A 12,722-nucleotide genomic window follows, 5' to 3' on the forward strand; every position below is an offset into this window, starting at 1 on the left:
CCCGATGGCCGGCACCACGAAGACACCCGACGACGGCATGGCATGGGGCCTGCCCACTGCCGTGGCACAGGTCCTCGGACCGGACGGAGTGGTCGCCGGGGCCGGTTTTCCGGTGGCCGACGGACTACTGGTCACCTGCGCCCACGTCGTCGGGCTTGCCGGAGGGGGGCCCGGTACACAGGTGCAGCTGCGCTTCCCCCACCTCGAGGGCGGCCTTCAGGTGAACGGGCTGGTCCTGCAGGCGCTGTGGCGTGCCTCGGAGGATGAGGATGTGGCGGTCGTCCGCCTGAGCAGTATGCCGCCCGGTCTGAGGCCGTTGCCGCTGGGCTCCGCTGCCGGCTGTAGCGGTCACAAGGTGCGCTCGTACGGGTTCCCCGCACAGGCCCCGTCGACGGGGCACCTCGGCTTCGGTGAAGCGGGCGATCTGCTGCCACCCTCCCCCCAGCGGGGCACCCATCTGCAGTTGACCGACGCCAACGATCTCACCACCGGCTTCAGCGGCGCGCCGGTTCTCGACGAGGTGACCGGGCTGGTCATCGGCATGCTCACGGAGATCACCGCTCCCGACGTCCACCGACGGGGGCAAGGGATCGCCTACGTCACTGCTACCCAGACGCTGCGGGAGATCGTGCCGGAACTCGCGGTGCAAGAGGTGTGCCCTTATCGGGAACTGGAACCCTTCACCGTGGAGCATGCCCGCTGGTTCCACGGCCGGAAAGACGCGGTGCGGCAGGTAGTTGCGCAACTCGCTGGGCAACAGCGGCTGACATTGCTGCTCGGCCCGTCCGGCTCGGGCAAGTCGTCCCTGGTCCAGGCCGGGGTACTACAGGCGCTGGCCGCTGGTGAGCTGCCCGGCAGCGACCGCTGGCTACCCATCGTCGCCCGGCCTCGGCAGAACCTGTTGGCGGAGATCGAGCGCGCCGGGCTCCCCGGGGCGAGCACGGGGGGCATCGCCGCGGCTGTCAGCCGCAAGCTCTCGGCGGACCAGGACTACGAGCGCGTTCTCCTGGTCATCGACCAATTCGAGGAGCTGTTCACTCAGCCCAGCCGTGGCCAACGGCAGGACGGCTCGCGCTGCGTGGAACAGATTACCGCTGCCGTCGGCGCCCCCGTCGGGCTGAGCGTAATTCTGATCATGCGGGACGACTTCTACCCGCAGCTGGCGGCCCTTGCCCCCGACCTTCTGGCCGCCGCCATGCCAGGTCTCCTGAATGTGCCGGGCACCCTCAGCCAGCAAGACCTGTACGACATCATCACTCTGCCCGCCCAGGACGTGGGACTCCGCTTCCAACCAGGCTTGGCGGAACAGATCGTCGCGGATGTCCTGGCCGTCACCCCGGACGCGGCCACGGCCCGCCGGGCACCCGTCACCGTGCTGCCTCTGCTGGAGCTGGCACTCAGCCAGCTGTGGGCCCGCCGCGAGGACGGCTACCTCACGCACGAGGCCTACCGCCGCATAGGAGCGGTCAGCGGAAGCCTGACCACGTGGTGCGACAACGCCCTCAACGGGCTGCCCCCCGATCAACGCCCCATCGCGCGGCGCGTCCTGACTTCCTTGGTGCACCCGGCCGATCCCAGCCGCAACATACCTGCCGTACGTGCCCAGTTGCCCCTCGACGACCTGCTTGACCTGGCAGCTGGCCCCGACGATACGGCCGACGGTCACGTCGACGACGTCATCAGCGTTCTGACCCTCCACCGCATCATCACCACCCAGATGCTGCGCTCTCCTGAACACCCCGACGCCCCTCCGAGCGAGCCGGTGGCCGAACTGATCCACGACGCACTCATCCGGGACTGGGGTACTCTGCGCGACTGGGTCGCCCAGGACCGTCGCTTCCATGAGTGGTTCAACCGGATCCGTGAGCGGCGAGCCCTCTGGGCGGCGACGTCCGACCCGGGAGAGCTACTCAGCGGTGCGGCGCTCGCCGAAGCGCTCGAATGGTCACGGAAACGGCGCCTGCCAGGAGACGTCACCGCCTTCCTCACGGCCAGCGGGCAGCGGCAGCAGGCCGCCATCCGACGCAGCAGGCGTCTCAACACCGTCCTCGCGTCCCTCCTCGTCCTCACGCTCCTCGCTGCGGCAGGCGTACTTTGGCAGTGGCGGACAGCAGTCGACGAGCGACAGGCAGCCCTGTCCCGACAGCTCGCCACCCAGTCCGGCACCCTCATCGACACGAACCCCGACCTCGCCTCGCTGCTCGCCATCCGGGCCTACCGCACCAGTCCCACCCCCGAAGCCCTCGCCGGCCTGGAAGACGCGGCAGCACTGCCGCTGAAGCAGCGCCTGACAGGCCATACAGGCGACGTCGAGACGGTGGCGTTCAGCCCCGACGGAAGCACCCTCGCCACCGCCGGCGAGGACAAAGCAGTCCGGCTGTGGGACGTGTCCAGCCGGAAAGTTCGCGCCACACTGCATGGCCACACCGACAAGGTCTCGACCGTGGCCTTCAGCCCCGACGGACGCACCCTCGCCACCGCCAGCACCGACAGGACGGTTCGGCTCTGGGACATGGCAACAAAAGAATCCCGCGCCACCCTCACCGGCCACACCAAGGCCGTGACGTCGGTGGCCTTCAGCCCCGACGGAAGCACCCTTGCCACCGGCAGCGACGACGCGACAGTGCGGTTCTGGGACGTGACCAACGGAGCAAGTCGCGCCACCCTCCCCGTCAGCGCCGACTACACGGTGACGTCGGTGGCCTTCGGCCCCGACGGACGCACCTTCGCCGCCGGTAGCGGCGACTCGACGGTGCACTTGTGGGACGTACACTCGGGAGAAGCCCTCGCCGCGCTCACCGGCCACACCGCGCCCGTGCTCTCGATGGCCTTCAGCCCTGACGGGAGCACTCTCGCCACCACCAGCCAGGACTACACAGTGCAGCTGTGGAACCTGAGCACCAAAAAGCCCCGCGGCGCTCTGACCGACCAACTCCAGCGTGTGTTCTTCGTGGCCTTCAGCCCCGACGGGACCACCCTTGCCGCAGCAGGCGAGGACAAAACTGCCCGGCTGTGGGACGTGAAGACGGGAAAGCCCCGTGCCGTTCTCAGCGGCCACACCGATTCTGTGCTGGCGGTGACGTTCAGCCCGGACGGAAGCACCCTCGCCACCGGCAGCGCGGACGCGACGGTGCGGTTGTGGGACCTGAGCAGCGGATATGCCCGCGCTCCCCTCCCCGGTCACAGTGATCCCGTCATGTCTTTGGCATTCAGTCCCGATGGGGACACGCTCGCCAGCGGCAGCTCCGACAAGACCGTACGGCTGTGGAACCTGCAATCCGGCAAACCCCGGGCCCCACTGACCGGCCACGCGGACACGGTGATATCCGTGGCATTCAGCCCCGACAAGCGCACCCTTGCCAGCGGCAGCACCGACAAAACGGCACGGCTGTGGGACCTGACCACCGGAAAAATGCGGGCCAAACTCACCGGTCATACCGACGCAGTGCTGGCTGTGGCCTTCAGTCCTGACGGAGACACCCTCGCAACCGCCGGCGGCGACAAAAAGGTACGGCTATGGGACGCCACCACCGGAAAGCTTCGCGCCACTCTGCCGGACGCCACCGGCGGTTTGTGGTCCGTGGCATTCAGCCCCGACGGCCGTACCATCGCCGCCGCCGCCGAAGACAAAACGGTCTGGCTGTGGGACGTCGTCACCAAAAAGGCCCGGGCCCCCCTGACCGGCCACACGGACAGAGTCTGGTCCGTGGCATTCAGTCCCGACGGCGATACCCTCGTCACCGGCAGCAGCGACAAGACAGTACGGCTGTGGAGCGTCGCTACCGGCAGGGCAAGAGCTCCACTGACAGGTCACACCGCCCGAGTCTGGTCCGTAGCCTTTGGCCGCGACGGTAGGACCGTCGCCTCTGGCAGCGACGACTTCACGGTTCGGCTCTGGGACGTAGGCACCGGAAAGACCCGCGCCACCCTCACCGGCCACACCAACGCGGTGACGTCGCTGGCCTTCAGCCCCGACGGGCACACCCTCGCCAGCGGCAGCGGTGACACCACCGTGCGGCTCTGGAACGCGGTCCTGCCCGAGCCCCATGCAGCGATCCGGAAAATCTGTCAGGCCGTCCACCGTGATCTGGCCGCTGACGAACGGGCGTCCTATCTGTCCGGACAATCGGATGGGCACGTCTGCCCATCAGGCTGACAGATGAAGCCATAGAAGCGCGGGCGCTGGTCCCGCGAAGGCTCGCACTCGCGGAAGTGGCCTCCACCGAGCCTGCTGCATCCAGAAAGGACAGAGCAGTCGCCGCTGAAGTCGTGGTGACCGTCGCCTGCGCACCGCGGCCAGCCCGTACAGCGCCACCGGCAACCACCCATTTCTGGAACAGTGGCTACTGCTGCTCCCACTGTTCCTTGGTGATCTCGTACCGCACGCCCCCGTACTCGGAGCCCTCGACCATCTCCATGTCCGCAGGAGTGGGGATGGTGTCCGCGAGCGTCATCTCGAGCTTCTCCATGACGTGGCGCGAATTGTGGTTCACGGTCATCGTCTCGGCCCAGACCATGCGCACACCAAGCCCGGTGAACGCCTTGCCCAGCAAAGCCCGCGAGCCCTCGGTGGCATAACCCCTGCCCCAAGCCGCCTGCCGTAGCCGGTAGCCCAGTTCGACCTCGTCCAGCGGGCCTTGGGGCTCGGGACGCAGGCAGAACCAGCCGATGAACGCGCCGCCGCTCTTCTCGTGCGCGGCGAACAACCCAAGATCGCCGCGCCACCTCTCGTAGCCGGCGATGATGTTGGGCAGGTGCCGCTCACGGATCTCCTCAGGGGCGGTCGGCATCCCCCCGGTCAGGAAGCGCATCACCGCGGCGTCGCTGTCCAACTCGATCAGCAGGTCCGCGTCGTCGGGAGTGAAACGGCGCAGGGTCAGGCGCTCGGTCTCCAAGTAGTTTTCCACAGAGTTGATCATGTCTAGGGAAGGCCGGACAGTTCAACGGCTTTGTTCAGGTACTGTCGGCCGACCTCGCGACGGCTGCCGCTGCAACCGCGCAGTGGTCGACTCTGCCAGGGGCCGTTGTGGCCCTTCCGAGCACCCAGCACCACGACTCCGAGGTGCCGACGGACCGAGTAGGCAGTACGACCGCCGGCTTCGGCTGCGGCAACCGCCCCAGCCCGGCCCCTGCCTGCCCCGACGTGGTTTCCCCGCCGGGGCAGGTGATGGGCCCTCAGAGCCCCGTACAGTGCCGTCCTCATGCGACGGACCGTGCGCACCGTCGGCCTGGTATCCGGCCGAGGTGCCGTGAACACATCGAGTCGGTGCACAGTGATCCGCGGGTCAAGGACATCGCGAAAGCCAGAAGCCCGGATACGCCGACCTCATGCCCGCGGCCGATGACGACAAGCTGCCAGTGGCCGGCCTGGACCGGTCTCGTCGGCGGGGTTCCCCGCTCCCCTGTCCCTGACCCCGGAAGCGGGCCCCGGGTTGCTACTGGACGTCGACGAAGTCGCTGGCGGACGTCGCGGCGTCGGTGGATGTGGTACCCGCGTAGAAGAAGCGGTAGTACCCGTCGCCCTTCGCTGTCGTCGTGGCCGTCACCGCTCCGCCGGAGCCGCTGGTGACGGTTTTGAGGGTCGTGTACGTGCTGGTGCCCGACTTGCGGTACTGGAGCTTCACCGACACGTTGCTCAGACCCGCGTACGCATGGGTCTCCCAATTGGCGCGGGTGAGCGTGCCCTTGACCGTGATGGTCCGGCCATGAGCCACGGGTTCGGGCGAGGCGTTCGCGGTCAGCGTGGTGTTGCGCTTGATGTGCACGGAGCCGGCGTATCCGTCGCTGACGGAACCGCTCGGGCGGCCGTACACGATGGCGTACGCGTGCCAGGTGCCCGCATAGGAGTTCTTGGTCATGTCCACCTTGGGCGCCACGGTGAAGTGGACCGTGCACGTCGACGTCTGGGCATCGGCCGCCACGCAGGAGCCCGACCCCTCCTCGGCGGGCATCAGAACGCCGTCCCTGCCCTGGTCGTCGAAGGAGGTGCCGTGCCACAGGGCGACCCAGCCGCCGGTGACGCCGTCCGGGTCGGACGCCGTCACCGTGGCGGTGAACGACTTCTTGGCGGAGGTGCCGAGGACGATGTCCTTGCCTCCGTTGACGACGACCTTCGTGATCGTCGTGTCGTCATTGGTCATAGGCCCCGCGTGCGCCTGCGCGGCAGCGGGAAACGCCAGAGCCGAAGCGAGAACCAGGGCACCGGACAGAGCGGCGACCGAAGCGCGTATGCGCATATGCATCCCCACGGTGAGAAGAAGGGCCCCGGCTGGGCGTCCCCCGACAAGAGCCCATGGGCGCACGCATCGTACAGATTCTTTCGAGCCACGACGAGAGGTGAGGAACCCTCAATCCCTCCCTCGAGCCTCGTGCGCGCGTTCCCCTCCCCCGTTCTCGGGCAGCGGGCCGACGTGTGCCTGAGCCCGCGTCCGGCTGAGGGGGCCGACCGCGCGGTTCCCGGTGTCGATCGGCGGTCGTTGCGGGAGTGAGCGGGCGGGAGAGGATAGTTTCGCGGCATGGGTGTACGCGGTGGGCCCGGGCCGGAGACGAGACGTGGTACCGGTACGGGATTCGGGTCGGTGGTCGAGGCGGGGCCCGGCTCCGCGGCCGGCGGGTCGGTGCTGACCGTCGTGGTGGCGGCCGCGGCCAACCTGGGAGTCGCCCTCGCCAAGGCCGTCGTCGGCGTCATCGGCGGGTCCAGTGCCATGCTCGCGGAGGCGGTGCACTCGGCGGCCGACACGGTGACCGAGCTGATGCTCCTGACCGCCCTGAAGCGCGGCGCGAAGCCCGCCGACGAGGACCATCCCCTCGGGTACGGCCCCGCGCGCTACATCTGGGCGCTGCTCGCCTCCGTCGCCACCTTCGTCGGGGGCGGGGTGTTCGCCCTGTACGACGGCGTCCACGCGCTGACCCACGAGCGCAGCCCCGGCGACCCCCTGTACTCGTACATCGTGCTGGCGATCGCGTTCGTGCTGGAGGGACTCTCCCTACGCACGGGGCTCAAGCAGGCCACCGGGAGGGCGAGGCGCTTCCGCATGCCCTTCCTGCACTACCTCCGGCGCACCCCCGACACGGCGGTGAAGGCGGTCGTCCTGGAAGACTCGGCGGCCCTCATCGGGCTGGTGGTGGCGGCGCTGGGGCTGCTCGGCAGTCAGCTCACCGGGTCCGGTGCGTGGGACGGCGCCGCGTCCATCCTCATCGGGGTGCTGCTCGTCGTCGTCGCCTGGGTCCTGGGCCGCTCCAACACCGAACTGCTCATCGGCCGCGCGCTGCCCCGGCCGATGCGGGACGCGGTGCGCGGTGAGCTGATGGCTGTTCAGCACATCGACGACGTCCTGGAGTTGATCACACTCGTGCAGGGCCCGGAGGAGATTCTCATCGCCGCGAAGGTCGACTTCCGGGACATCTCCACGTCGGACCAGATCGAGTGGGCCTGCGAGGACGCCGAGGCGCGCCTGCGTGCGCTGCTTCCGGCGATCCGGCGCGTCTATCTGGACCCGACGCCGAGGCGCCGCGGCGGCTGAGGCGGCAGGCGCACCTCGGCTCGGGTGCGCCGACACCCGTCGGACGACACGCCTCGCCTCGGGTGCGGACGAGCCGCCGGCCGGCGTCGGCTAGCAGGACGTGGGCGGTGAAGGCGTGAAAGCCCTTCAGTTGCCGCCGACTCCCACGTGGCGCAGGGCCGCTGCCGCCGCCTTGGCGCCGCACATGCCGTGCGCCCCGGGGCCGGGCGGGGTGGCCGCCGAGCACTGGAAGACCCCGGGCAGCCCGGTGGAGTAGGGATCCAAGGTGGGCCTTGTCCCCAGGACCAGTTGGGAGACGGTCTCGGCGCCGGTCATGATGTCCCCGCCCGCGAAGTTGGGGTTGAACTCGGCGAAGTCACCGGGGCTGGTGACCTGGACGCCCAGGACGCGTTCGCGGGCACCGGGGGCGAAGCGTTCGATCTGGCCGAGGACGGCCTGCGTCGCGTCCCGGTCGTAGCCGTACGGGACATGGGCGTACGCCCAGACCGGGTGCACGTCGCCGACCGAACGGGAGGGATCCGCCAGATACTGCTGGCCGACCAGGACGAACGGACGCTCGGGCATACGGCCGGCCGCGACCTCCCGTTCCGCCCGCGCGACCTCGGCGATGGTGCCGCCCAGGTGGACGGTGCCGGCGCGGCGCGCGTGCGCGTTCCGCCAGGGAATGCCGCCCTCGACGGCCAGATCGACCTTGAAGGCGGCCGGACCCCGGCGGAAGCGCCGGTGGGCGGCGCGCACCCGGCGCGGCAGCCGGTCGCCGTAGACCGCCGCGATCTGGCCGGGGTCGAGATCGAGGAGGGTGACGTCGGCCGGCGGGATCTGCCGGTGGTCGGTGATGCGGACGCCGGTGTGGATCGTGCCGCCGTGCTCGCGCAGCACACTCTCCATGGCGCGCGCTATGGCCTGGGAGCCGCCTTCGGCCACGGCCCATCCGGCGGCGTGTCCGGCGGTGAGGATGCCCAGTCCGATCGCCGAGGTGAGCGGCCGGTGCAGGGGGCGGAACGCGTGCGCGGCGACGCCGGCCCACAGGGCCTTGGCCTGCGGGGTGGTGAAGAGGCGGGCGAGGGCGGTGGCCGGCAGAGCGGTCGGCAGACCGAAGCGCGCGAGGAGCAGGGGGTGCGAGGGGATCCGCAGGAGGGGGCCCATCACGTCCTGGGCCAGGGCGTCCCAGCGGCGTACGGAGGGCTCGACGAGTGCGCGGTAGCGGTCGCCGTCGGCGCCGAGCAGCCGGACGGTGTCCTCGACCGACTTCGCGAGGACCCCGGCGCTCCCGTCGTCGAGCGGGTGGGCGCAGTCGAGGTCGGCCAACAGCCAGCGCAGCCCGTGCCGTTCGAGATCGAGTGCGCGCAGGGCGGGCGAGGTGACGGCCATGGGGTGGATGGCCGAGCAGTGGTCGTGCAGCAGTCCCGGCAGCAGTGCCTCGTAGCTGCGGGTGCCGCCGCCGACCTCGTCCGCCGCCTCCAGCAGGGTGACGTGCAGCCCGGCCTTGGCGAGGAGGGCGGCGGCGGCGAGTCCGTTGGGCCCGCCGCCGACCACGACGGCGGACGTCATGAGGCGGCCCGGCCGCGCGGAGTCATGGATCTCACGGGGAGAAGTCTGCCGGTGGAGCCGCCCGCCCCACAAACCGGCCGGATCGGGGACGGGGCCGTCAGGGACGGGCGCCCGGTACCGCGGCCGTCTCTCTACGGCGCCTCAGCACTGGGGACGGCGGCCGTGGTTCGCGGAGTGCTTGCGGCGGGACTTCTTCTTGCGGCGTCGCTTCGAGGACATGGACCTCTCCTGACGGGGACGGGACGGGGACGGGCCGGGGACGGACGGAGACCGTGCGGCTCCGGAGAACGCACAGACGAGTACGTACCGACAAACACCGTATCTCTGGATGTTTCACACCTCTACCGGAGACCTGCGAGCGGGTGGCGGGGGTGGCCGCGGCGAGGGGAGGCACGGGCTCGCACCTCGACATCCGATTGATATGATGCGGAATGTCGGACTTGTCGATCTTCGTCCGGCTGTTCCGTCTCCGTCGGAGGAGCAGACATGACCGGTGGTCCCGAGCCGATCAGCGCCGAGGCCCGGCGCGGCCTGGAGCAGGAGCTGGCCGACCTGCGCGACGAGCGCCGGCTGGTCGCCGGAACCCTCAAGAGCGACACCGAGGTGGGTGATCAGGCCGACCAGGCCGACGAGTTGCAGCGCGCGGACCAGCTGGACCGCCTGGACCGCCGTATCGGCGACATCGAGGAGCGACTGCGCGAGGCGTCGCAAGCCGGTCCCGCCCCCACCGACGTGGTCGGGGTGGGCAGCACGGTCACCGTCCGCTTCGCGGACGGCTCGCAGGAGACGCTCCAGGTCGGCGAGGTCGCCGAGGCTCTGGACCAGACACTGGTCACCGCGGACAGCCCGCTCGGCCGTGCGCTCCTCGGCTGCCGCCCGGGCGACAGCGTGCAGTACGACACCCCGGACGGCCACGCCGGTGTGGTCGTCGTGTCGATCGGGGACACCCCCGGCGGGAACTGACACCTCGGGCAGGGACTACCCGGGAGCGAACCGGCGCGCGGACGGCCTCGGCCGACCGCGCGCCGTCCGCCTCAGCCCTCTTCGCCTTCGCCGGCCTTCGGCTTCCGCACGAGGCAGTGCAGCGAGTCGTCTCGCACATCGGCGACGATCGTGTCCCCCGGGTCCGCCTCGCCGCTGAGGAGCAGGGTGGCGATGCGGTTGTCCAGTTCCGCCTGGATGGTGCGGCGCAGCGGGCGGGCACCGAACTCGGGCTGATGGCCGTGCGCGATGAGGAGCTTCTTGGCGGCCTCCGTGACCTCCAGGTGCAGGCCCTGGGCGCGCACCTTGTGCTTGCTCATGTCCAGCAGGTGGTCGACGATCTCGCCCAGGTCGTCCTCGGTCAGGCTGTGGAAGATGATGATGTCGTCGATGCGGTTGAGGAATTCCGGCAGGAACCGGCCCCGCAGGTCCTCCATCAGCGCGTCCCTGAGTTCGGACACGTCGCCCTGGTGGTCGAGGATGCGGTGCGCGCCGATGTTCGACGTCATGATGATGACGCAGTGCCGGAAGTCGACGGTACGGCCCTGGGCGTCGGTCAGGCGGCCGTCGTCGAGGATCTGCAGCAGCGTGTTGAAGATGTCGGGGTGGGCCTTCTCCACCTCGTCGAACAGCACCACGCTGTAGGGCTGGCGGCGCACCTTCTCGGTGAGCTGGCCCGCCTCCTCGTAGCCGACGTATCCGGGAGGGGCGCCGACGAGCCGGGCCACGGTGTGCTTCTCCTGGAACTCGCTCATGTCGAAGCGGATCATGCGGTCCTCGTCGCCGAACAGCAGGGAGGCGAGGGTCTTGGCGAGTTCGGTCTTGCCGACACCGGTCGGGCCGAGGAACAGGAACGATCCCACGGGGCGGTTCGGGTCGCCCATGCCGGCGCGGTTGCGTCGTACGGCCTGCGAGACGGCGGTGACCGCCTCGTCCTGGCCGACGATCCGGTCGTGCATCTCGTCCTCGAGCCTGAGGAGCTTCTCCTTCTCACTGGCGGTGAGCTGGGAGACGGGGATGCCCGTGCGGCGGGAGACGATGTCCGCGATGTCGGCGGCCGTGACCGAGACGACGCCCTCCCGGCGCTCCTCGATACCGGCCAGTTCGCCCTCCACCTCGGCGATCTCCCGCTTCACCTCCGACGCCTTCTCGAAGTCCTCGGCGGTCACGGCCTGTTCGAGCTCCCGGCGGAGTTTGGCGATGCGGTCCTCGCGGCTGACGATCTCCGTGGAGCGGCCCGCGCTGCGCAGCCGCACCCGGGCGCCGGCCTGGTCCATCACGTCGATCGCCTTGTCGGGCAGGAACCGGTCGGTGATGTAGCGGTCGGACAGTTCGGCCGCGGCTGCCAACGCACCGTCGTCGAAGCGGACCTGGTGGTGCGCCTCGTAGGAGTCGCGCAGGCCTTCGAGGATCTGCACCGTCTCCTCGACGGTCGGCTCGGGGACCAGCACTGGCTGGAACCGGCGCTCCAGGGCGGCGTCCTTCTCGATGTACCGGCGGTACTCGTCGATGGTCGTGGCACCGACCACATGGAGTTCACCGCGCGCGAGCGCCGGCTTGAGCATGTTGCCCGCGTCCATGGCACCCTCGCCGGTGGCTCCGGCCCCGACGACGGTGTGCAGTTCGTCGATGAAGAGGATGATCTCGCCGCTGGCCGCCTGGACGTCCTCGATGACCTTCTTCAGACGTTCCTCGAACTGCCCGCGGTACTGCGCGCCGGCCACCATGCCCGACAGGTCCAGGGCGACCACCCGCTTGTTCTTCAGGCTCTCGGGGACCTCTCCCGCCACGATGCGCTGTGCCAGGCCCTCGACGATGGCGGTCTTCCCGACTCCGGGTTCACCGATCAGCACGGGGTTGTTCTTGGAGCGGCGGGAGAGGATCTCGACGGTCTGCTCGATCTCGTCGGAGCGGCCCACGACGGGGTCGAGCTTGCCCGCCTTCGCCTCGTCGGTCAGGTCGCGGCCGTACTCGTCCAGGGTCGTGGCCGGCTGCTTGCGCTCCGCGGCCGGTGCGTCTCCGCGTGCCGTCTGGTCGGCCAGGCCCGCGACGCGCTTGGTGTCCACGCCCTCGGCCTGCAGCAGCCGGGACGCGCCGGTGTCGCTGTCGCCGAGCAGGGCGCCCAGGATGTGCTCGGGGCCGATGTAGGACACGCCGGACGCCTGGCTGTGGGCGAAGGCGGCACTCAGGGTGCGCTTGGCCGCCGGGGTGAGGCCGGGCTGCGCGGAGGGCTCGACGGACTTGCGCGGCAGGATCTTCGCGATCTCGGAGGCCAGCGAGTCGGGGTCCACGCCGACCTGGATGAGGAGCCTGCGCGACGGGTCGACCTGTGTGGCCGCCCAGAGCAGGTGTTCGGTGTCGAGATCGGTCGTGCCGTTCTTAACGGCCCGCTGGGCGGCGAGGCTGAGCAGTTCCTGCGACGACTCGGTCAGCAGTCGTCCGATGGGCACACGCTGCACCGCCGGCGGCGAGGACGCGGGCGACATGCCGAAGAAGCGGTTGAACATCTCACTGAACGGATCCGAGGAACCGAACGGTGCGCCGAACGACATCGACATGACAGCTCCAGATGCGCGAGGGGGCGCGAAGGGGCCCGCGACGGGGGTTCGCGAGGGGGTCCGTACCTCACTGAACCCCCGTGCAGAGTGCCTCGCAAGCGGAGGGCAG

7 protein-coding genes are annotated in these 12,722 nt (G+C 69.8%); 3 read left to right on the plus strand and 4 right to left on the minus strand.

Features of this window, described 5'->3' with window-relative positions; all coding sequences use genetic code 11:
- The first annotated feature begins 4 nt into the window (after positions 1 to 4).
- Entirely contained in the window at positions 5 to 4,156 is a 4,152-nt protein-coding gene (locus BLW57_RS04195) for an nSTAND1 domain-containing NTPase (protein WP_093472231.1), read from the plus strand.
- Between the two features lie 187 nt (positions 4,157 to 4,343).
- Here BLW57_RS04195 and BLW57_RS04200 read toward each other — a convergent pair whose 3' ends face one another.
- Together BLW57_RS04200 and BLW57_RS04205 are read right to left on the minus strand one after the other, a co-directional pair.
- Positions 4,344 to 4,907: a GNAT family N-acetyltransferase gene (locus tag BLW57_RS04200; protein ID WP_093480517.1), complete on the minus strand. Its 564-nt coding sequence runs from the start codon at positions 4,905 to 4,907 to the stop codon at positions 4,344 to 4,346.
- 528 nt (positions 4,908 to 5,435) lie between these two features.
- Positions 5,436 to 6,140 (minus strand): DUF5707 domain-containing protein, encoded by a 705-nt coding sequence (locus BLW57_RS04205; protein ID WP_256339380.1) that lies wholly within the window; start codon positions 6,138 to 6,140, stop codon positions 5,436 to 5,438.
- Positions 6,141 to 6,515: 375 nt separating this feature from the next.
- On the opposite strand from BLW57_RS04205, the gene BLW57_RS04210 reads away from it, so the two are divergent.
- A complete protein-coding gene (locus tag BLW57_RS04210; protein WP_093472235.1) occupies positions 6,516 to 7,523 on the plus strand; it encodes a cation diffusion facilitator family transporter in 1,008 nt (335 codons plus the stop codon).
- A 126-nt stretch (positions 7,524 to 7,649) separates the two neighbouring features.
- Here the strand turns inward: BLW57_RS04210 and BLW57_RS04215 are convergent, their stop codons facing one another.
- Complete coding sequence (locus BLW57_RS04215; protein WP_371127843.1) at positions 7,650 to 9,104, minus strand: phytoene desaturase family protein; 1,455 nt, start codon at positions 9,102 to 9,104, stop codon at positions 7,650 to 7,652.
- Positions 9,105 to 9,560: 456 nt separating this feature from the next.
- Between BLW57_RS04215 and BLW57_RS04220 the strand changes: the two genes are divergently transcribed.
- On the plus strand, positions 9,561 to 10,037 hold the full coding sequence (locus BLW57_RS04220; RefSeq protein ID WP_093472238.1) for a GreA/GreB family elongation factor: 477 nt from the start codon (positions 9,561 to 9,563) through the stop codon (positions 10,035 to 10,037).
- Between the two features lie 71 nt (positions 10,038 to 10,108).
- Here the strand turns inward: BLW57_RS04220 and BLW57_RS04225 are convergent, their stop codons facing one another.
- Positions 10,109 to 12,613, minus strand: a complete 2,505-nt coding sequence (locus tag BLW57_RS04225) for an ATP-dependent Clp protease ATP-binding subunit (protein ID WP_093472239.1) — start codon at positions 12,611 to 12,613, stop codon at positions 10,109 to 10,111.
- Between the last annotated feature and the right edge of the window lie 109 nt (positions 12,614 to 12,722).

The sequence above is a fragment of the Streptomyces sp. 1222.5 genome (genome assembly GCF_900105245.1).
Lineage (GTDB): Bacteria > Actinomycetota > Actinomycetes > Streptomycetales > Streptomycetaceae > Streptomyces > Streptomyces albidocamelliae.

Bases quoted from the DNA above. Each gene is read 5' to 3' on its own strand.
- BLW57_RS04195 (WP_093472231.1), top strand. From the start codon at position 5: ATGGCCGGCACCACGAAGACACCCGACGACGGCATGGCATGGGGCCTG.
- BLW57_RS04205 (WP_256339380.1), bottom strand. From the start codon at position 6,140: ATGACCAATGACGACACGACGATCACGAAGGTCGTCGTCAACGGAGGC.
- BLW57_RS04210 (WP_093472235.1), top strand. From the start codon at position 6,516: ATGGGTGTACGCGGTGGGCCCGGGCCGGAGACGAGACGTGGTACCGGT.
- BLW57_RS04220 (WP_093472238.1), top strand. From the start codon at position 9,561: ATGACCGGTGGTCCCGAGCCGATCAGCGCCGAGGCCCGGCGCGGCCTG.
- BLW57_RS04225 (WP_093472239.1), bottom strand. From the start codon at position 12,613: ATGTCGATGTCGTTCGGCGCACCGTTCGGTTCCTCGGATCCGTTCAGT.